Annotated in this window: 14 protein-coding genes; 9 read left to right on the top strand and 5 right to left on the bottom strand. The window is 70.3% G+C overall.

The window, feature by feature from the left end; genetic code table 11:
• Window positions 1-3: 3 nt before the first annotated feature.
• Window positions 4-2,328, bottom strand: a complete 2,325-nt coding sequence (locus tag FB559_RS31940) for an endo-1,4-beta-xylanase (RefSeq protein WP_185792497.1) — start codon at window positions 2,326-2,328, stop codon at window positions 4-6.
• An 88-nt stretch (window positions 2,329-2,416) separates the two neighbouring features.
• Window positions 2,417-3,448, bottom strand: coding sequence for a LacI family DNA-binding transcriptional regulator (locus FB559_RS31935; protein ID WP_185792496.1), 1,032 nt, complete (start codon window positions 3,446-3,448; stop codon window positions 2,417-2,419).
• A gap of 631 nt (window positions 3,449-4,079) precedes the next feature.
• Between FB559_RS31935 and FB559_RS31930 the strand changes: the two genes are divergently transcribed.
• Window positions 4,080-5,333: a glycoside hydrolase family 5 protein gene (locus FB559_RS31930; protein WP_185792495.1), complete on the top strand. Its 1,254-nt coding sequence runs from the start codon at window positions 4,080-4,082 to the stop codon at window positions 5,331-5,333.
• Window positions 5,334-5,429: 96 nt separating this feature from the next.
• Here FB559_RS31930 and FB559_RS31925 read toward each other — a convergent pair whose 3' ends face one another.
• On the bottom strand, window positions 5,430-6,017 hold the full coding sequence (locus FB559_RS31925) for a DUF4126 domain-containing protein (RefSeq protein WP_141960552.1): 588 nt from the start codon (window positions 6,015-6,017) through the stop codon (window positions 5,430-5,432).
• A gap of 154 nt (window positions 6,018-6,171) precedes the next feature.
• Between FB559_RS31925 and FB559_RS31920 the strand changes: the two genes are divergently transcribed.
• From FB559_RS31920 to FB559_RS31900, 5 genes are all read left to right on the top strand, one after another.
• Window positions 6,172-6,384, top strand: a complete 213-nt coding sequence (locus FB559_RS31920; protein ID WP_141960550.1) for an MbtH family protein — start codon at window positions 6,172-6,174, stop codon at window positions 6,382-6,384.
• Entirely contained in the window at window positions 6,381-12,107 is a 5,727-nt protein-coding gene (locus tag FB559_RS31915; protein ID WP_141960548.1) for an amino acid adenylation domain-containing protein, read from the top strand. Before FB559_RS31920 ends, FB559_RS31915 begins: the two co-directional genes overlap by 4 nt.
• 19 nt (window positions 12,108-12,126) lie before the next feature.
• Entirely contained in the window at window positions 12,127-13,461 is a 1,335-nt protein-coding gene (locus FB559_RS31910) for a pyridoxal phosphate-dependent aminotransferase (protein ID WP_246122253.1), read from the top strand.
• Window positions 13,462-13,475: 14 nt separating this feature from the next.
• Entirely contained in the window at window positions 13,476-14,708 is a 1,233-nt protein-coding gene (locus tag FB559_RS31905; RefSeq protein ID WP_185792494.1) for an MFS transporter, read from the top strand.
• A gap of 104 nt (window positions 14,709-14,812) precedes the next feature.
• Entirely contained in the window at window positions 14,813-15,721 is a 909-nt protein-coding gene (locus FB559_RS31900) for an AraC family transcriptional regulator (protein ID WP_185792493.1), read from the top strand.
• A gap of 50 nt (window positions 15,722-15,771) precedes the next feature.
• Here FB559_RS31900 and FB559_RS31895 read toward each other — a convergent pair whose 3' ends face one another.
• A complete protein-coding gene (locus FB559_RS31895) occupies window positions 15,772-17,127 on the bottom strand; it encodes an alpha/beta hydrolase (RefSeq protein ID WP_221640271.1) in 1,356 nt (451 codons plus the stop codon).
• A 522-nt stretch (window positions 17,128-17,649) separates the two neighbouring features.
• On the opposite strand from FB559_RS31895, the gene FB559_RS31890 reads away from it, so the two are divergent.
• From FB559_RS31890 to FB559_RS31880, 3 genes are all read left to right on the top strand, one after another.
• Complete coding sequence (locus FB559_RS31890; RefSeq protein ID WP_246122252.1) at window positions 17,650-18,825, top strand: sensor histidine kinase; 1,176 nt, start codon at window positions 17,650-17,652, stop codon at window positions 18,823-18,825.
• Entirely contained in the window at window positions 18,822-19,499 is a 678-nt protein-coding gene (locus FB559_RS31885; protein ID WP_246122250.1) for a response regulator, read from the top strand. The genes FB559_RS31890 and FB559_RS31885 overlap by 4 nt, the downstream gene beginning before the upstream one ends.
• A gap of 126 nt (window positions 19,500-19,625) precedes the next feature.
• Window positions 19,626-20,567, top strand: coding sequence for a CPBP family intramembrane glutamic endopeptidase (locus FB559_RS31880; RefSeq protein WP_141960539.1), 942 nt, complete (start codon window positions 19,626-19,628; stop codon window positions 20,565-20,567).
• Between the two features lie 40 nt (window positions 20,568-20,607).
• On the opposite strand, the gene FB559_RS31875 is transcribed toward FB559_RS31880, so the two are convergent.
• Complete coding sequence (locus FB559_RS31875) at window positions 20,608-21,516, bottom strand: FAD-binding oxidoreductase (protein WP_185792492.1); 909 nt, start codon at window positions 21,514-21,516, stop codon at window positions 20,608-20,610.
• Window positions 21,517-21,537: the final 21 nt, after the last annotated feature.

Genomic DNA, 21,537 nt, shown 5'->3' with positions numbered 1-21,537 from the left:
ACCTTAGGCTCCGTTCGTGAGCGATGCGTCGTCGAGGAGGAGATCGCCGGTGCCGGCGGCGGTGCTGGCCCACCACTCGGCCTTGGCGAGGGTCTTGCCGTGGAAGTCCAGCGGCACGGCGGAGGAGGTCGACAGCCGGGTCCAGCCGCTCGTCGACACGGCGGCGGAGGCGAGCGGGACCGATTCGGCGGTGCCGTCGGTGTACGCCAGCTTGAGTTTGATCTGTGCGGTGGTGCCGGCGCCCGAGGCGAGGCGCACCCAGGCGCTGGAGGTGTAGCTCTGGCCTGAGGCGACCTGCACGCCCTCGGCCGGTCCCTGCCACTCCGCGGTACGGCCGGTGGAGCGGACCGCGACGGAGCCGGAGTGGACCGTCCTGGTGTCGGGCTTCACGGTGCTGGGGCTGAAGCCGTACCAGTTGACCGCGCCCAGCTCGGCGTCGGCGTTGGCCAGCAGCTCCTTGTCGTCGGAGTCCTTGCCGTCGGCGACCACGGTGATCGTCTTGCCACCGTTCGACGGCATGCGGACGTGCGCCCTCTCCGTCGCGCCGCCTGCCGTCACTGTGACCAGGTAGTCGCCGAGGAAGCCGCGGGTGCGGTAGTCGCCCGAGGTGTCGGTGGCACCGGAGGCGTTGGTCCACCACGTCTTGGTCACCAGGTCGTGCCAGACCTGGCCGTTGGGCTTGAGGGACCAGTCGGCGTTGTAGAGGGCGGCGAGCGGGTTCCAGATGTTGTTCTCCCAGATCCCGAAGGTGCTGATCGCGGTGACGTCCGGGTGGCTGAAGAGAATGGTCAGGAAGTCGCGGGTGTAGTCCGCCTGCAGTTGCCGGTCGGCGGTGGTGATGTCGAACTCGGTGGCCTCCAGCGGCAGCCCGAGGGAGGCGTACCGGTTCAGCAGCGTGTAGACCTCCTCGGGCGGCGTCGGCTGCAGGGCGGAGAAGTGGCTCTCCAGGCCGAGCCCCTCGATCGGGTAGCCGCCGTCCTTGATCCGCTTGGCCAGGTTGTAGATGTAGTCCTGGTGGCGCTTGGACCAGCCGTTGTTCTCGACCAGGCCGTAGTCGTTGAGGACCATGCGGGCCTTGGGGTCGGCCTGCCCGGCCAGCACGTACCAGCGGTTGATCTCGTCAGGGCCGAGGATGTCCTGGAGGTTGTGCTCGGAGTACGGCTCGTTGACGACGTCCCAGTTGTCGACGGCGCCGGTCAGCGCGCCGGCCTCGTCCGTGATGTGAGCATCGATACGGGCCCGCAACGCGGGCTTGTCGTTCTGCAGACCCTGCAGGTCGGCCGGCAGACTGCCCCAGGACGGCCAGATGAGGTTGTGGCCGCGCATGGCCAGGCCCTGCTCGCGTACCCACTTCAGGGTGGGCAGGGTGACGGTGTCGCGCTCGGTGGTGTTCTCCCAGTGCGTCCACTTGAGGTTGTTGCCGAAGGTGACCTGGTTGAAGTCTCCGTTGGTGACGGCCTGGCGGTACTTCTGGCCGTCGGCCGTGTTCTTCATCATCGTCGCGGCGTCCACGGCGGTGCCGAACCCGAAGGCGTGCTTCTGCAGGTCCGCCTTGACCGAGGCGCCGGGCACCGGATCGCCGCTCGAATCGACCACGTGGACCGTGAGGTCGCCCTTGCGGTACTCGTCGATGCGCTGGTCCGCGGCCGTACGCCAGGCGGCGTTCGCCTCGCGGCCCTCGTACGTGACCGTGGGGAAGCCCGCCGGGTCGCCCTGGCCCCAGTCGGCGACGGACACGCCGGCGATCTGCAGGGTCTGCGCGCCGTAGCCCAGCCACAGGTTGAGGTGCGCCTCGCCGGCCGCGTAGTCCTCCGCGATCCGGAAGGGGAACGTGAACTTCTGCCAGGTGGAGGTGAAACGCAGCGCCGCGGTCGCGGACTTCTTGAACGAACCCCCGTCACGCTCGAACGCGAAGGTGGCGTAGCCCGCGTCGGAGCCGGCGGGCGGGGTGATCGATCGGGCCCAGAAGGTCGCCACCGCGGCGTCGTTGACCTTGACGGCGGCGGCGGTCTTCGCGCCCAGCGTGATCTCGTACTCGCCGTCGAGACCCGCGCTCTTCGGGGCCGACGCGGTGGTGACCTGCAGCGCGCTGGTGAAGTCGGACGAGCCGGAGACGGGAACGACCTGGTACTGCGGGGCCGGGGCGCCCTTGGTCTCGGTGAAGCCGGCCAGCGGGTCCGGGCCCATGACCTCGGCCGGGCCGGCGGTGGCGCCGGCGGGTACCGCCTGCAGGCAGGCGGCGGCGGTGAACAGCGCGGTGAGAAGAGCGAGCGGCCTTGTCGCCCGGGTTCTGCGGGGGCCTTTTCTGGAACTTCGGGAATGCCTCATGAACTCCCCTTTCGGGGTATAGGCGGGCATGGTGCTCCGCTGTGCCGTGCTGCGGCTCCACCGAGGGTGAGGCGGTGCGGGGGGTGCGTTAACGGTCTGCCGTGGCGGGGCCGGTGCTGTCCCGGACGATCAACTTGGTGGGGAGGACGATGCGCTGGGATATCTCGTCGGACTCGGTGCTGTCGAGGGCGGTGAGGAGGATGTCCGCGGCTCGCCGGCCCATGTCGGCGAACGGCTGCTGGACCGTGGTGAGCGCCGGGCGCACATGGGCGGCGGCGTCGATGTCGTTGAACCCGACCACCGAGACGTCCTCCGGCACTCGCACGCCGGCCTCCGCGAGCTCGTTCAGCACGGTGAAGGCCGCCGAGTCGTGGTAGGCGAACAGCGCGGTCGGGCGGCGATCCGGGGATAGCCGCATCAGCTCTCGGGTGCGGCTGCGGATCAGCGCCTCCTCGAAGTCCGTCTCGGCCTCGAGCCCTGGGCCGGGCTCCAGACCGGCCTCGTGCATGGCGTCTCGCAGGCCGCGCCGCCGCTCCTGGACGTATGGATGGTCGGTGGGCCCGAGGATGCTGGCGATCCGGCGGTGGCCGAGGCCGAGCAGATGGCGGCCGACCAGCAGACCGCCGGTGTAGTTGTCGGCGCCGACGGCGGGCAGGTCGCTTATCGCGCCGAGGGTGTCGACCAGGACCGTGGGCATGCCGCCGCGGTTCAGCTCGACCAGGCGGTCCAGCACCTGCTGGTCGTGGGCCACCACGATCAACCCGGCGCACACGCCGGAGCTGATGACCCGGTCGATGGCACCGCTGTAGTCGCGCTCGTTGGTGCTGGTGAACAGGACGATCTCGTACTTGGTGTCCTCGATGACCTTGGCCACGCCGTAGTTGATGTTCGCCATGAAGCGCCAGGTCAGGCCGGGCACGATCATGCCGATCAGGCCGGTGTTGCCTTTGGCGAGCGCCGTGGCGGCGAAACTCGGCACGTAATTGTGCTCGCGCATCACGGCGAGCACCCGGCGGCGCGTCTTCGGGTCCACCTTGGGGCTGTTGTTGAGGACCAGCGAAACCGTCGACTTCGACAACCCGGACAACCGGGCGATGTCACGGATGGTCAGGTTGGCCATACCAGCCCCTCTCTTGGACTGGTCCAACAACTGGGTCATAAAAATCCAGTGGACCAGTCCAACGCTGTTTCCGGGAAGTTAACGCCGGACGGGTCGATCGTCAATGGATCCGGCAGATAAAAGTCGATTCGGCCCGCCTGCGCTGCGGGGCGCCCGCACGAGGCGGGGCGGCGCGGCCGCCTCGTGACGGCCCCTGGGGACCTCGCCCTCTTCTCGGCTGCCCGGCCCGCCGCGTGCCGTCGTGGTGGTCGCGGCGCCGCCCGCCCAGCACGGACACCCGGCCGCGCGTGCCTCAGCCGCCGACGAATCGACTGCGAGGCGGGGAAGGGGAACGGACCTGGTCAAGGGGCCGCCGCACCACGACTGGAGCAGGCCGGACCAACTTTTCTCTTCCGGATCCATTGACGATCGACCCGTCCGGCGTTAACTTCCCGGAAACAACGTTGGACTGGTCCACCGAATTCTTATGGCCGGACTGTTGGACCAGTCCAAGAGAGGCATTGGCACAGGCCGACCCGACCATCCGTGATGTCGCCCGGCGGTCCGGACGGCCCTGGTCGCCACCCTCGGCTCAGGCATGAAACCGGATGGACCAGGAAAGCCGGCCATCGCCGAGAAGGAGGAACGGAACATGAGGAGAAGCAGAGCAAGGGGGGCGGTGATCGCGTTCGCGGTACTGCTCGCGGCGACCGGGGTCGACGCGTCCGCCCAGGCCCGATCGGCTCCGGCGCAGCCGGATGCCACCGCCGGGCTACTGCCGTCCGGCTACCTGAGCACCAGCGGAAGCCAGATCGTCGACTCGACGGGCAAGCGGGTACGGATCGCGGCCGTGGCCCTGCACGGCAACTCCCGCCTCGACCAGAACACGATCGTCAACCAGGACAGCCCGCTCGCCGGACTGAACGCCAACCTCAGGGCCATCCGTAACGCCGGGTTCAACACGGTGACGCTCGCCTGGAGCGATGCCAGCCTGCACGACGGCAACGCCGCCAACTACCTGGCCGGCCTCGACGCGGTGGTCGCCGCGGCCAAACAGAATCTCCTCAAGGTCATCCTGAACCACCACAACGACGAGGGGGCCGCCGGCAACGGCAACTGCCTGGCCCAGCAGGGAAACGGGCTGTGGTACGACAGCGGGCCGGGCACCAACGGGACGGACGGCTGCGGCACGCCGGGCACCGTCACCCAGGCGTCGTTCCTCGCCGACTGGCAGCAGATCGCCACCCGGTACAAGGGCAACTCCACGGTCATCGGCTTCGACCTCGACAACGAGCCGCTCGCGTACCCCGGTGAGAGCACCTGGGGCGACGGCGGCGTCACCGACATCCACGCGATGTACACCACCGTCGGCAACGCCGTCGAGTCCATCGACCCGGGCGTACTGGTCATCTGCGAGGGCCCGCAGAACTACGGCGGCTCGTTCGCCGGTGCCGCCGGCGTGAAGGCACCCGAAGGCGACCTCACCGCGGTCGCCGCCCATCCGGTCGTCCTGTCCGGCGCCAACGCCGGGCGCGCACGTGTCATCTACTCGGTACACGAGTATCCGTACTCGGTCGCCCACATCGATCCGGACAGCGGCCCCGAGGCGGTCCAGCGGTACAACGCGGTGTGGGGATACCTGGTGACCCAGAACATCGCGCCGGTGTGGATCGGCGAGGCGGGCGCGCCGATGAGCAGCAGCGACGACACGGCCTGGGCGAACACGCTCACCTCCTACGTCAACGGCAAGGAAGGGGCGAACGGCGGCCCGACGTTCACCGGCACCTCGCAGGGCATCGGCACCACGTACTACGTCTGGGACACCCAGGGACTCGGTGCGCTGAACAGCGACGGAACGCTCAACCAGCCCAGGTACGCCGTGTACTCCCAGTGGCGGACGAACTGACCACCGCACGCCCCTGAGCCTGGACCTCGCGGATGCCCCCCGGAAGGCGCCGCGAGGTCCAGCCCTGAAAGTCGCCATGACCCATGCCGGTTCCGATCAGCCGGCGTTCTGCCGTCTACGCCGCCTGCGGATCATTCGTATCAACCGCCATCCGATCAGGACGAAGACGATCAGGAACAGGATGACGAGCGCGGGGACCAGGAGCGCGACAAGGCTCATCGTCAGTGACATCGTGTCCTCCGCCGCGCTCACGAAGGGTGTCCCGATGCCGACCGTGCCGACGTTGACGATGGGACGCACCCCCGCCTTGGTGACGTGCACGCACAGCGCGACGACGACGCCCAGGACCCAGCCCACCCAGGGATGACCGGTCATCCATCCGGAGTGGTCGATCCGCGCGGCGGCGTCCGACGCGGCGAAGACGGCACCACCGGCCGTAGGTCGTACGAATGTCTGTATCGCGTCGTTGACATGGTCGACGACGGCCACCTTGTCGAGAACGACCTCCGCGGCGAGCAGGACCGCCACGACCGCGAGCGCCCATCCGTTGGTCATCCACGCGAACTGGTGCGGCAGCGCGATCACGTCGGTGAAGCGGGCGAGCAGGCCGACCACCATGATGGGGATATAGGCGTTCAGACCGGCCGATGCGGACAGGCCGAGCCCGGTCAATATCGCGAACATGCCAGGTAAGACGTCGTCGACGCGGAGAAAGGTTCCGCCGGGAAACCCCCGCCCTGTCACGAGCGCCGATCTGATGGAACGCCGTGGAACGCCTACTGGGTGAGGCGCCGGTCATCAAGGACGGGCCTGGCACTCCAGCGAAGGCAGGTAAAGGGTGAATCCGTTCGAGGACGAGAGCAGTACCTATCGCGTACTTGTCAACGACGAACGCCAATACTCGCTCTGGCCGGCTTCGATAAAAGTTCCGGCCGGCTGGTCGGTGGTGGTCGATGGCGCCACCCGCAAGGTATGCCTGGACTACATTGATCAGCACTGGATCGACATGCGCCCGCAGAGCCTGCGTGAGGCCATGGAGCGCGGGGCGTGACCGCCGGAGGAAACCGGCGCGCCGTCCCGGGGGAACGCGATGACAGCGGCGATGCCGTCCGTCTCCGGGCCGACGGCACGCTGCCCGGGTTGTTCGAGCGGCAGGTCGGCGCCGCGCCGGACGCCCCCGCCGTCGTCTTCGGTGACACCACCCTGACCTACGCCGAGCTCAACGCCCGCGCCAACCGGCTCGCGCACCATCTCATCGGACTCGGCGCGGGGCCCGAAAAGATCGTCGCCCTCGCGCTCCCGCGTTCGGTCGAGCTCGTCACCGCCGTACTCGCCGTCGCGAAGACCGGCGCCGCGTACCTCCCCGTCGACCTCCAGTACCCGCCCCACCGCATCGAACAGATGCTCCGCGGCACCTGCACGCTGCTCCTCAGCATGAAGGACGCCGCCGGCGGGCCCGCGGAGACGCCGTGCCTGCTCCTCGACGACCCCGACGTCGTCCGGGCGCTGGACGCCTGCCCGCCGACGAATGTCGCCCAGCGTGGCCGGCCGTTGTCACCTCAGCACCCGGCGTACGTCGTGTACACCTCCGGCTCGACCGGGCGGCCCAAGGGCGTCATGGTGCCGCACGACGCGATCGTGAGCCGGCTGTCGTGGATGCAGGGCGAGTACGCGCTTCGGTCCAGCGATCGCGTCCTGCACAAGGCCTCCGTCAGTGTGGACGTGGCGGTCTGGGAGGTGTTCTGGCCGCTGGTGGCCGGCGCGGTTCTGGTGGTCGCCGAACCCGGAGGACACCGGGACCCCGCCTACCTGACGTCCCTCATCCGGCGGGAGCACGTGACGACGGCCCACTTCGTCCCGTCCATGCTGGACGCCTTCGTCCGGACGCCCGAGATCGCCGGATGCACCAGCCTCCGTCGCGTCCTGTGCGGCGGCGAGACCCTGCCGGGCGGGCTCGCGGAACGGTTCCGCGCCGTCTCGGATGCCGACCTCCACCACCTGTACGGCCTGACCGAGACGGTGGTGGACGTCACTTCGTGGAAGTGCACTCCCAGCGACGGTCCCCGCGTGCCGATCGGCCGACCCATCCGGGACACGCATGTGTACGTGCTGGACGATCGTCTGCGGCTCGTGCCGCCCGGCGTGGCCGGTGAGCTCTACGTCGCCGGCGCCGGACTCGCGCGCGGATACCTCGGCCGCCCCGCGGTCACCGCCGAGCGGTTCCTCGCCTGCCCGTACGAGGGCCCCGGTGAGCGCATGTACCGTACCGGCGACGTCGCCCGCTGGAACGCCGGCGGGAACCTGGAATTCATCGGACGCACGGACGACCAGGTCAAGATCCGGGGCTACCGCGTCGAGCTCCGCGAGATCCAAGCCGCGCTCACCGCCCAGCGCGGCATCACCCAAGCCGCGGTCACCGTCCGCGAAGACCACCCCGGCGACCGGCAACTCATCGGTTACGTCGTCACCGACGAGACCACCGATCCGGCCCGGCTGCGCCGAACCCTCGCCCGGACGCTCCCGGACCACATGACCCCCGCCGCCATCGTTGTCCTGGACGCCCTTCCGCTCACTCCGAACGGAAAGCTCGACCGCGCGGCGCTTCCCGCACCCGGTTACGCCACCACGGACCGCTCCTCACGTACTCCGCACGAAGAGATCCTCGCCCGCCTGTTCGCCGAGACACTCCACCTGGACCGCGTCGGCATCGACGACGGCTTCTTCGACCTGGGTGGTCATTCACTCCTGGCCACGCGCCTCATCAGCCGGATCCGCACCACACTCGGTATCGAAGTCCCGATACGCGCGCTGTTCGAGACCCCCACCGTCGCCGGCCTCGCCCGCGACCTCGCGTACGCCGGCAATGCCCGTCCCGTCCTGACCGCCGGCAGCCGGCCGGACGTCATTCCGCTGTCCTCTTCGCAACAGCGGCTTTGGTTCCTCAATCGGCTCGAGGGGCCGAGCGCCACGTACAACATGCCGGTCGCGCTACGACTCAGCGGCGAACTCGATACCGGCGCGCTCGCCGCGGCACTGGCCGACGTGACCGGACGGCACGAGACCCTGCGCACCGTGTTCCCCGAAACGGGCGGCGCCCCGCGCCAGGTCGTCCTCCCCCCGCAGGCGGCCCGCCCTCGGCTGCACGGCGTTCACGTCACCGAGGCCGGGCTGCCCGAGGCGCTGACCGAGGCCGCCGCACCGGGCTTCGACCTGACCCGCGAGCCGCCGCTGCGTGCTCACCTGCTGACGCTCGCCGCCGGCCACGAGCCACGGCACGTCCTGCTGCTCGTGCTCCACCACATCGCCGCCGACGGCTGGTCGATGACCCCGCTCACCCATGACCTCGCCACCGCCTACCAGGCACGCCGTACGGGCCGGCCGCCCCAGTGGACCCCGCTCCCGGTCCAGTATGCCGACTACGCCCTCTGGCAGCGCGAGCTCCTCGGCAGCCGAACCGACCCGGACAGCGTCCTCAGCGAACAACTCGGTTACTGGACGACCGCCTTCCACGAAATCCCCGACCAGCTCCAGCTGCCCACCGACCACCCGCGCCCTTCCGTCGCGACCCACCGCGGCGCCACCGTCCCCTTCGACATCTCAGCCCACCTGCACGACCGGCTCCTCAGGCTGGCGCAGCGCAACAACGCCACTCTGTTCATGGTCCTGCACGCCGCCTACGCCACACTGCTCACCCGCCTGGGCGCGGGAACCGACATCCCCGTCGGCGTTCCCATCGCCGGACGCACCGACGACGCTCTTGATCCCCTCATCGGGTTCTTCGTCAACACGCTGGTCCTGCGCACCGGCACCGCCGGGAACCCCACCTTCGCTCAGCTCATCCGGCAGACCCGTGAGACCACCCTCCGCGCGTACCAGAACCAGGACCTCCCCCTCGAACAGCTCATCGAAGCGATCAGCCCGGCCCGGTCGACCGCCTACAACCCGCTGTTCCAGGTGATGTTCGCCCTCGACAACAACGCGACCGCGCACTTCGAGCTGCCCGGTCTCAGCATCACCGAGCAGCGGGTCGACATGGGCATCGCGAAGTTCGACCTGTTCCTCAATCTCGCCGAAGGACCCGGTCCTGACGGCACTCCGTCCGGGATCAGCGGCGCCTTCGAATACGCCACCGACCTGTTCGACCGCCACACCGTCGAGGCCATGGCCCAGCGGCTGGAGCGAATACTGGAACAGATCGCCTCCGACTCCGACGTACCGATCGGCGACCTCGACATCCTGACCCCGTCCGAACGCCACCGGCTCCTTCACGAGTGGAACGACACCACCCGGCCCGTCGCGGACACCGCTCTCCCGGAACTGTTCGAAGCCCAGGTCGCCCGTACGCCGGACGCCCCCGCCGTCGTCTCCGACGACACCACTCTGACGTATGCCGAGCTCAACGCCCACGCCAACCGGCTCGCCCACCACCTCATCGAACGCGGCGCGGGGCCCGAAAAAATCGTCGCCCTCGCACTCCCGCGTTCGGTCCGGCTCGTCATCGCCGTACTCGCCGTCACGAAGACCGGCGCCGCCTACCTCCCGGTCGATCTGCGGTATCCGGAAGCCCGAATGCGGCTGGTCATCGAGCAGACCGACGCGCGGTTGCTGGTGACCGACCGGGCCACGATCGCGCGCGTACCGTCCGATCGCGCCGACGTGGTCGTGGTCGACGACGAACGCGCGGAGTCCGGCGCCGACCCTCGCGTCCCGGTCCATGGCGACCAGCTCGCCTACGTGGTGTTCACCTCGGGGTCGACGGGTGCGCCGAAGGGGGTCGCGGCGACGCATGCCGACGTGGTCGCGCTGGCCGCCGACCGGTGCTGGCGCAACGGAGCCCACGAGCGGATCCTGCTGCATTCCCCGCCCAACTTCGACGCCTCGACCTATGAGCTGTGGGTTCCCCTGCTGTCGGGCGGTCAGGTCGTCGTGGCACCTCCGGGTGACCTGGAGCCGGCGACGCTGGCGCGCGTGGTCCGGCGGCACCAGGTGACCGCCCTGTGGCTGACCGCCGGGCTGTTCATGCTCATGGCGGAGCGTCCCGAATGTCTCGCCGGCGTACGGGAGGCGTGGATCGGCGGCGACGTCGTGCCACCGCCCACCGTCCGCCGGGTGATGGACGCGTGTCCGGGGACAGTGGTCGTCGACGTGTACGGGCCCACGGAGATCACGGCGTTCGCCACGCGCTTCTACGTACGTCATCGCGACGACCTGCGAAGTGCGCTCCCCATCGGGCGGCCGCTGGACAACACGCGTGTGTACGTGCTGGACGATCGCCTGCGGCCCGTGCCGCCCGGTGTGTCCGGTGAGCTCTACATCGCCGGCGCCGGACTCGCCCGCGGCTACCTCGACCGCCCCGCGCTGACCGCCGAACGATTCCTCGCCTGCCCCTACGGCGGGAGCGGCGAACGCATGTACCGCACCGGCGACCTCGCCCGCTGGAACGCCGGCGGGAACCTGGAGTTCATCGGACGCACCGACCACCAGGTCAAGGTCCGCGGCTACCGCATCGAACTCGGCGAGATCCAGACCGCGCTCACCGCTCAACCCGGTGTCGCCCAGGCCGCGATCGCCGTCCGCGAGGACCACCCCGGCGACCAGCGACTCACCGCCTACGTCGTCACCGACGAGACCACCGACCCGGCCCGGCTACGGCAGAACCTCGCCCAGATACTCCCCGACTACATGACGCCCGCCGCCATCGTCGTCCTCGACGCCTTTCCGCTGACCCCCAACGGAAAAATCGACCGCGAGGCCCTCCCCGCACCCGAATTCGTCACCACCGACCGGCACTCACGCACCCCGCACGAGGAAACCCTCGCCCATCTCTTCGCCGAGACACTCCACCTCGACCGCATCGGCATCGACGACGACTTCTTCGACCTCGGCGGCCACTCACTCCTGGCCACGCGCCTCATCAGCCGGATCCGCACCACACTCGGCGTCGAACTCCCGATCCGCGCGCTCTTCGAAACCCCCACCATCGCCGGCCTCGCCCGCAACCTCGAAGGCACCGGACCGAAGGACGCACTTAGCGTCGTCCTCCCGCTGCGGTCACGCGGCATCCGGCCGCCGCTCTTCTGCGTGCATCCGGCCGGCGGCCTCAGCTGGAGCTACGCGGGGCTCATCCAGCACCTCGGCGCCGACCAGCCCATCATCGGGCTCCAGGCTCCCAGCGTGACATGCCCCGGACGACCGGCCCTCTCGGTGAGGCGACTGGCGGCAGAGCACCTGGAGCAGATCCGCGCGATCCAGCCGACCGGTCCGTACGCCCTGCTCGGCTGGTCGATCGGTGGCCTGCTCGTCCACGAGATCGCGGCCGAACTTCAGGATCTCGGCGAGCACGTCTCTCTGCTCGGGCTCCTCGACGCCTATCCCGGGTACCGGCCGGAAAGAGCGAGGAGCGAGGAGGAGATCCTCGCCCAGTTCGCCGACCAGTTCGGCATCGCCGGTACGGAGCTCGACCGCGACGCGATTCTGGCGGCCACCGGCGGCTCGCTGACGCATTTCGACAGACCCACCGCTCAGGCGATTCTCGACACGTACATCAACCTGTCGCGTAGGGCGTTCGACCATGTTCCCCGCCCCTTCCAGGGCGACGCTCTGCTCTTCGTCGCAAAGCTCGACGGGGAACAGGAGCGGCGGGTCGCGGCGACGCGACCGTACATCACCGGAGAGGTCATCCGGCACGACGTCAACGCTCGTCATGCGTCGATGACGGACCCCGGCCCACTACGGGAAATCGGAAGTGTTCTCGCTCGGCACCTCGGCCGCTGACACCTAGGACAAGAAACTCATGTCGATCACCGATACCTGCATGCCACCATGGCGAGACGGCCCTGCGTACCGGCGGGCCCCCGGGATGGTCCTGCCTCAGGGGGTGTCGCCCAACCTCGCGCTCGACCAGCACCTGTCCCACCGGATCGCCGCCGGGGAACGCGTGGTGCACCTCGGGCTCGGGGAGTCACGGCTTCCGGTGCACCCGGCCCTGATCGAACGGCTGGCCGACGCGGCACCGGCCCATTCCTACGGGCCCGTCGCCGGCGGGGAGACCGTCCTGCGAGCGGCCGCCGGATACTTCACCCGCCGCCGGTTGCCCACCGCACCGGACCAGATCGCGCTCGCGCCCGGAAGCAAGGCCGCACTGTTCGCGCTGATCGCCGCGCTGCCCGGTGACGTGGTCCTGCCGCGGCCGTGCTGGGTCAGCTATGCGGCGCAGACGCTGTTGGCCGGACGCCGGGTGACACGCGTGCCCGTGCCGGCCGAATGCGGCGGCGTTCCCGACCCCCTGGTCCTCCGTGAGAACATCCTCGAGGCTCGCCGGAGGGGCCATGACCCCAGGATCGTCATCCTGACCGTGCCGGACAACCCGACCGGCACGATGGCCGCACCCGAGACGGTGCGCCGCGTCTGCCAGGTGGCGGAGGCCGAGGGCCTGGTCGTCCTCTCCGACGAGATCTACCGGGACATCAGGCACGACCCGGCGCTCCCGTATCTCAGCGCGGCCGAGGTGCTTCCCGATCGGACGATCGTCGTGACCGGGTTGAGTAAGAACCTCGCGCTCGGCGGCTGGCGCATCGGGCTCGCACGGTTTCCGGCGGGCGAGTGGGGACACCGTCTTCGCGCGAAGGTGCTCGCGATCGGCAGTGAGGTGTGGTCGACGGTCGCCGCGCCCATGCAGGAGGTCGCGGCCTATGCGCTGGACGAGCCACCGGAAATCGTCGACCACCTGGAATCCAGCGCCCGCCTGCACGGAGCGGTGGCCGTCGCCGTACACCGTGTGGTCATCGCGGCGGGGGCTCGGTGCAACCCGCCCCAGGGCGGTTTCTATGTCTATCCGGACCTCGAACCGGCTCGCGCGATCCTCGCGGCCAAGGGCATCGTCAACGCGTCGTCGCTCCAGTCCTGCCTTCTCGATCGCTGGGGAATCGCCGTTCTGGGGGGGCACCACTTCGGAGACGAGCCGGGCAGCCTGCGCTTTCGCGCCGCGACCAGCCAACTCTATGGACGCACCGCGGACGAGCAGTGGGACTCTCTGCGGGCCGCGGATCCGACGCGTCTGCCCCACGTGGCCGGGCAACTCGCGCTCCTGCGCGACGCTCTCGCCGCACTGACGGATGAGGCGGGTTGAAAGACGCCGCGTCATTGACGGAGGCCCGTCTCACGTACCGGGAGGTCATCGGCGTCCCGCGTGTACCGGGCCTGCTGCTGTCGGCCTGCCTCTCGCGGCTGGCCGGGCGGATGTTCGGGCTCGCGATCGTCCTGTACGTCCTTACACACTTCGGCTCCGTGGCACTGGCCGGTTGGGTGGCCTTCGCCTCGATCGCCCCTGGCTTCGTCATCAGCCCCATCGCGGGAGCGCTGCTCGACCGTACCGGTGAGGCGGTGGCGATCACGATCGACCTGGCGGCGAGCGCGGTGCTGCTCGTCGCGTTGGTCATCACGAGCCGGACCGGAGTGAGCAGTGCACCGCTGTTGCTGATCCTGGCGGCCGCGTACTCCCTCACCAGCCCGTTGAGCGCGGCCGGCATCCGCGCCCTCATCCCGCGGCTGGTTCCTGAGAACGCCCTCGACCAGGCCAACGCGCTCGACACCGGTAGCTACGCACTGGTCAACGTGCTCGGGCCGTTCCTCGTCGGACCGCTGTTCGCCTTCACCGGAGCGGACTCGACCATGGTGGTCATCGCCGCGCTGTACGGGGTCGGTGCGCTGAGCCTCATCGCGATGGGGAGCCTCAGCTCGACCGCGGCGCCGGCCCGGCCCGGCCCGCCCCGAGCGCTGTTGCGCGAGGCGGCGGTCGGGCTCGGGTACCTGGTCCGCCACCGTACGCTGCGGGGCCTGGCCGTCGCCTACTCGCTCTACCAGATGAGCTGGGGAGTGCTCGTCGTCGCCGTTCCCGTCAGCGTCGTCAGGCATCCGGCCGGCGGCGCGTCCGCCGGCTCGCTGACCGGCCTGCTGTGGGCGGTCGCCGGGCTGGCCGGCGTGGCCGGCGCCATGGCCGCGGGCCACATACGAACCCTGGGCCGCGAGCGCACCGTGATCGCCGTGAGCGCGCTGGCCACCGGTGTGGTGATCTTCCCGGTGAGCACGGTGTACGGTCTCGCCGGCCTGGGGGTGGGTCTCGCGCTGGTCGGCCTCCTCGAAGGCCCGATCGACGTCGGAGTGCTCACCCTGCGGCAGCGCCGTGCCGACCCCGGTTGGCTGGGGCGCATCCTCGCGGTGTCGTTCAGCCTGAACATGGCCGGACTGCCCATCGGGTCGGCCATCGGCGGACTGATCGTCACCCAGTCACTGCCCGCCGCGTTCGCGGTGGCAGCCATCGCATCGATGGCGTCCGCGCTGGCCACGTACGTGCTGATCCCGAAGCGGACCGACTGAGCCGATGGGATCTAGCGCACGGCGCGGAGGGTTGTGCTCGGGAGTTCGTCGTAGGCGGTCTGGTACTCCGCCGCGAACCGGCCCAGGTGGGTGAAGCCCCATCGGTGGGCGGTCGAAGCCACGGTCTTCACCAACGGTTCGTCCTGGACAATCCCGTCAGCCGGTCCGGCGAGGTGCCGTTCCACATCCTGCTCGCGGGCCGGTGCGCGGCCGAGTTCGCCGGCCGGACGATCCACCTGCGGGCCGGGGACGTGCTGGTCTTCCCCCGAGGGGTGGCGCACCGGATATCCGCCGATCGCGGCGACGGGCCGATCGAGATCGTCGAGGAACCGGGGGCGGCGTTTCCGATCCGGCGCTCCCGTGGCGCGGAACCCGAGGTCGACCTGCTGTGCGGGTACTACCGCATCACTCCGGGCGCCGGCGACCTGCTGTTCCGGATGCTGCCCGAGGCCCTCCACGTCTCACTGGGCGCGGGCGGACACGAACCCATCCGGGCGCTGAGCGCGCTGATCCGCCGCGAGGCGAACGCCGGCGGTCCTGGCGCCGCGGCCGTCGTCTCCTCGCTGTGCGACGCGCTGCTGGCCATGGTGCTCCGCGGTTCGCCGGAGCAGCGAGCGTCCGGAGACGTGCCGTGGACCGGCGCCGACGACGCCGCCGTCCTCTGCGTGATCGACGCCGTGCTGCGCGAGCCGGGACGGGACTGGGGCATCACCTCGTTCGCCGCCCGCGCCGCCATGTCGCGGACCACGTTCATCCGTCACTTCACCCAGGCGACGGGAATGACCGCCGGCCAGTTCGTGACCCGGCTGCGGATGATGATCGCGGCGGACCTGCTCGCCTCCGGCCATCGTTCCGTCAGCGCGGTCGCCGACGCGGTCGGCTACCGTTCCGTCTCCTCCTTCGGCCGCGCGTTCCGCGCCGTGACCTCGACCAACCCGGCCCGCTTCCGTGCGGATGCCCACACGGTCACCGCGCGGGGCGAACCACCTGCTCCGCCCGATGAGCGGTCATGAGGCGACGGGCGATGGGGACCCCGGAACCTCGGGGTCCCCATCCGCGGCCCTCAGTGCTGCGGTTCGGCGGTGCAGTGGAGGTCTTTGGCCGGGAGCTTCCCGTCCGTGAGAAACGCGACGGTGGTGGTGTCGGCGCACGTCGAGCCCGCGTGGTAGACGTAGTGGCCGCCGTTGTCGACGCCGACGAAGCCGGCGCGGGAGCCCAGCGTCCGGCGCAGGCCGCGGCCGGTCTCCCACGGGGTGGCGTTGTCGCGGCGGTTCTGCAGGAGCAGGACGTCGCGGGCGCCTTGGGACGTGACCTTCACCGGCGCCTCGAGCGGGGCGTGCCAGAACGCGCACGGCCAGATGTTCCCCGGCATGCCGGCGGTCAGTGGCCACGCCTTACGGTCGGCGGCGGTGGCGGCGGCGTACTTGGCCACGTCATGCGACCATGCGACGTCTCCGCAGGTGAGGGCCAGGAACATGCTGGCCTGGTTGTCCGCGGGCACGCCGGGCTCGGGCGGGCCGTCCGCGAACACCTGCCCCAGCACGGCCGAGTCCTCGCTCGACGGCTTGCCCGCGGCCAGGTCGGCCGCGGCCTTCCAGAACTGGATCAGAGTGGGAAGCGTCTCGTTGTGCAGCAACAGCCCATAGGTGACCTGACGGAACATCACCCCGTTCAGGGACAGCTTCGTGCCCGGCGCCGGGGCGGGCGTGCGATCGAGACGGTCGGCCAGAGCCACGTAAGCCTTGGTGACCTTCGCGACGTCGGTACCGAGTCCGATGGTGTCGTGGTGGCTCGCAGCGAGGCGAGCGGCGTCGGGGAACCGGGCGGCCATGCCCGTGTTCCAGGTGGCGGACTGCCGCGCCCAGACCTTGTTCGGGTCGACGTTGCCTTCCAGGACCATCCGGTCGGTGTGTTCGGGGAACAACCCGCGATAGACCGCGCCGAGATAGGTGCCGTAGGACTGGCCCCAGTAGGAGACCTTCTTCTCCCCCAGGGCCTGGCGGATCAGGTCCAGGTCACGTGCGGTGTTCGCGGTGGTGAAGAACTCCAGGTCGGCACCGACCGCCGAGGCGCACTGCTGCGCGGTCGTGCGTGCCAGGGTGACGTTGGCCGTGATCGAGCCATCGGCGGCGGGGTAGGGGAACAGGTCCGACAGGCTGGGGTCGGACAGGTGGCAGCTGATCGGCGCGCTGTGCCCGACACCGCGGGGGTCGAACCCGATCAGGTCGTACTGGTCGAGGACCGATGCCGGCAACGTGGGTGCCATCTGCCCGGGCATGTCCAGGCCCTCCAGCGCCGGTCCGCCCGGGTTCAACAGCAGCACCCCCCGCCGCTTGCCGGGCTTTGCCGTGGCGATCCGGGACACTGCGACCGAGATGCTCCTGCCGTCCGGATGTCGATGGTCCAGCGGCACCTTCACCGTCCCGCATTGTTCGCGCGGGTCCCGCGTCGCTCCCTTCGCGAGCGCAGGACAGGCGCCCCACGCGATCCCGTTCGTGTTCGCGACGGGCGAGGCCGGACGTGATACCTGAGCGACCGGCTTGCCGGCAGTCGAGTCGGCCGAACACGACGTCGTCATGCCCACCAACGCCGCGATTCCGGCGGTCACCGCCGTCGCGACGTTTCGTCTTGTATGGGAGTTAATGGGCAGAAAACTGTGGGTCATCCTCATAGTTACGCCTTCCACGCAAGTAACGGCCGCGAACGGATCTGCGGCCTGGCCGGCGCACCGGCTGTGACACCGAAAGCTATGGAGTACGGCGGGTACCACGCTTCACCTTGGGGAGGACGTTTCCGATAGCTCGCGCGAGGGATGGCAAGCGACGAAAGGCGCTGCATTAGCACACGAATACAACCGGCGAAACACGCCTCCGCGATCGTGGTTCTCCTGGCGTACCGCGATTACCGGATTAATGGCGCTTGCTCCCGTTAGGCTCTCCGCGTGATCGTGACGCCGATGCTCGACCGGGCACGACCGGCCGTGACGTGGTGGCGGGGGCGCGGGCTGGCCGTGCGCGACGGCACGCTGGCGGTGGCGGTGGCGGTCCTCGCGTTCGTGCCGGGCGTCGCGCACGAGGGCGTGATCCTCGGCTACAACTTCCGGCGTGACCTCGACCCGCTCGGCCTGGGGTTGCTCCTGGCCCAGTGCCTGCCGCTGGTGGCGCGCCGGCGCCGGCCGGCGTGGTGCCTCGCGCTCATCGCCGCCGCGTTCGCACTGCACGAGCTGCTCGGCTATCCGGCCACCTTCGCCAGCGAGGGCCTCATCGCCGCGCTGTACAGCGCCGGGGCCTACCAGGAACGTGCCCGCCGGACGCTGGCCCTCGCCGGGTCCGCCGGGTACGCCGCCCTCGCGGTCGCGCTGCGCGCGCAGGGCTCACCCGAGCAGCCGGTGGAGTTCACCACGTTCTACCTGGTCGTCCTCGGCGGCTGCTGCGCGGCGGGCACCTGGATGCGTGCGCGTACCCGCAAGGAGTCCGAACGACGACGGCAGGCCGCCGACTCGGCGGCCGCGCGGGAGCGGGCCCGCATCGCGCGGGAGCTGCACGACGTGGTGACCCACCACGTCACCGCCATGGTCGTCCACGCGGACGCCGCCCAGATGGTCGCCGCCGAGGCACCCGGCCGCGCGGTGAGCGGACTGGCCACGATCAGCGACACCGGCCGCCGCACGCTGGCCGAGCTGCGGTACTTCCTCGGCGTGCTGGACCCGGTCCCCGAGGCGGATCGGGCACCGGCGGTGGGCCGGCTGGGGGACCTCGTCGAGAACACACGCTCGGCCGGCCAGCCGGTCGAACTGATCGAAGAGGGTGAACGGCAGCCGATGACCAGCGGCGCCGAACTGGCCGCGTACCGGGTGGTGCAGGAAGGGCTGACCAACGCGCTCAAGCACGCATCCGGGCGCGCGACGATGGTACGGGTCCGCTACGGCACCGCCGAGGTCGAGATCGAGGTGAGCACCGACGGCCCGGGGGGCGCCACGGCACGGGCCGGCGCGGGACGCGGACTGGCCGGGCTGCGCGAGCGGGTCAGCGTGGTCGGCGGCGAGCTACGCGCCGGCAGCCGTCCGGACGGTGGCTTCACCGTGCGCGCCCGCATCCCGGTGGCGAGCGGGCATTGACCGACGACCCGATCAGCGTGCTGGTCTGTGACGACCAGGGCCTCATACGGGCCGGGTACGTCACCATCTTCGCGGCCCAGCCCGATCTGGCGGTGGTCGGCGAGGCCGGAGACGGCCGTGCCGCGGTGGAGCTGGCCCGCCGGCTGCGCCCCGACGTGGTCGTGATGGACGTACGGATGCCGGTGCGGAACGGCATCGAGGCGACCCGGCTGCTGGCGGGCCCGGATGTCGCCGACCCGGTGAAGGTGCTCGTCGTGACCACGTTCAACCTCGACGAGTACGTCTACGAAGCGCTGCGCGCCGGGGCCAGCGGGTTCCTGCTCAAGGACACTCCGCCGGCCGAGCTGGTGGCCGGGGTGCGCACCATCGCCGCGGGAGAGGCGCTGTTGGCACCGGCCGTGACACGGCGGCTGATCGGCCGGTTCGGCTCCCGGTTGCGCGCGGCGGCGCCGGACCCGGATGGGCCCCTGGCCGCACTGACCGACCGGGAACGCGAGGTGCTCAACCTGGTCGCCGCCGGGCTGTCCAACGCGGAGATCGCCACCGCCATGGTGATCAGCCATGAGACCGTCAAGACGTACGTCTCGCGCATCCTGACCAAGCTCGACCTGCGCGACCGGGTGCAGGCGGTGGTCTTCGCCCATCGGATCGGCCTGGTCACCGCCTGCGACTGACCGGCGCGCCCATCCCCCGGGCGAGCTACCCGAGATGTCCCCCACGGCGCGATGATCTCCGGCCCTGTCGTCCCTAGCCTTTCCCCCCGACGGCCCGGCACCGGGCCGGGGAACCGGGAGATGATGATGACGTTCGATGGCTCGTGGGCTGAGGGCCGGGAGGCCCCGCCGGCACCCGACGCACCGGACGGTCCGGTACGGGCCACCACGTCCGGCGAGACCCGGCGGTGGCTGCGCCCGCCATGGGTACGCCTGATCGTCCTGCTGGTGGCCTTCGTGCTGGCCGACACCGTCGTCGGCGGGATCGACCAGGGGCTGGACGACGTCCCCGTGGTGGGGCTGCCGGTCGGGGTCGTCCTCGCCGCGCTCGTACTGTTCGCCTACGTCAAGGCCATACGGTTCGTCGAGCACCGCGAGGTGGCCGAGCTGGCACGTGACGGCGCGGCGGCGGACGTACGCCGGGGAACACTGATCGGCATCGTCCTGTTCCTGGCCTGCATCGGCATCATCGCGATGTTCGGCGGGTACCACGCCGGCTGGGGCTCCATCGGCGCCATGCTCACCACCTTCGGCCTGATGTGCGCCGTGGCGGCCGCCGAAGAGCTGATCTTCCGGGGCGTGCTGTTCCGCATCGTCGAGGAGATGGCCGGCACGTGGGGCGCGCTCGTCGTCTCCGCGCTGATCTTCGGCGCGTTGCACCTGGTCAACCCGGACGCGACGGTCTGGGGGGCACTCGGGATCGCCATCGAGGGCGGGCTGATGGCCGGTGCCGCCTACGCCGCCACCCGTACGCTCTGGCTGCCGATCGGGCTGCACCTGGGTTGGAACTTCGCCGAGGGCGGCATCTTCGGCGTCACGGTGTCCGGCTCGCACGGCACGGTGGGCCTGCTCAAGGGCACGTTGTCCGGCTCGGCCGTGCTGACCGGCGGAAACTTCGGCCCGGAGGCGAGCCTCGTGGCGATCCTGATCTGCGGGATCCCGACGGTCGTGTTCCTGCGGCTGGCGGCGCGGCGCGGCCGCATCCACCCTCGCCCGCGCCGTGCCTCCGCCGCCGCCGCCGAGCACTGAACCGCGGGCCTTTCCTGCTCGTCGCACCTGGAGGAGTGGCTCACCGGGTGTTCGCCGATCGCGGCGACGGGCCGATCGACATGGTCGAGGTCGGGATGTTCGACAGCGGCGAGGTCCGGTTGTCGCCGGCCTCGATCAGGGCTTCCACCACGTCGCCGGAGAACCCGGCGATCGATCGCGTACGCAGTGCGTAGTGCCGCCCTGCCGGTGCGACCGGGTCGACGAAGCCGATCAGTACATTCCAGGCAAGCGGGCCGACCTGGGAGGCGAGGACCGTACCGAGGCCTTCGAGCCGCGCGATGTACTCCTCGCCGGTCGCCTGGTCACCCACCCAGGTGGGCGAGACCAGCACGGCGGGCGAGCCGTCGGGGGCACTCACGAACCCGGTGCCGACCGACAGCTCGTCGGGTGCGTCCGCGAGGACGCCCTCGACTCCCGCCCAGACCTGTGCGGCGTCGCTCCAGCCGAACATCATGAAACCGGCGAGTGCCGTCTCGAGCGGATGCAGCCTCATCCGCATCGAGGTGACGACACCGAAGTTGCCGCCGCCTCCGCGGTGGGCCCAGAACAGGTCCGGCTCGTTCGCCGCGTCCGCGGTGACGACCCGGCCGTCCGCCAGTACGACCTCCACCGAGATCATGTTGTCCAGCGTCAGCCCGTACTTGCCGATGCCCGGACCGTATCCGCCACCCATGCCCAGGCCGACCATACCGACCGCCGACGAAGTTCCGGTGGCGGTGACGAGCTTGTGCCTGGACGTCTCGGCGATCAGGTCGGCCGCCGTGGCGCCCCCGCCGATCGTCGCGGTCCGTGTCGCCGGATCGACGGTGACCTGGCGCAATCCGGACAGGTCGATGGTCAGCCCGCCGGCGCGCAACGCCCGTCCGGCCCAGTCGTGGCCGCTGCCCTTGACCGAGATCGACAGGCCCGCCCGCCTCACGGGCGGCACGCACGGCGGGCTGAACATCCG

Origin of the sequence: Actinoallomurus bryophytorum (assembly GCF_006716425.1) — a bacterium.
Taxonomy (GTDB): domain Bacteria; phylum Actinomycetota; class Actinomycetes; order Streptosporangiales; family Streptosporangiaceae; genus Actinoallomurus; species Actinoallomurus bryophytorum.
The sequence above is the reverse complement of the archived record's forward strand: the minus strand, read 5'-3'. Positions and strand labels throughout refer to the sequence as shown.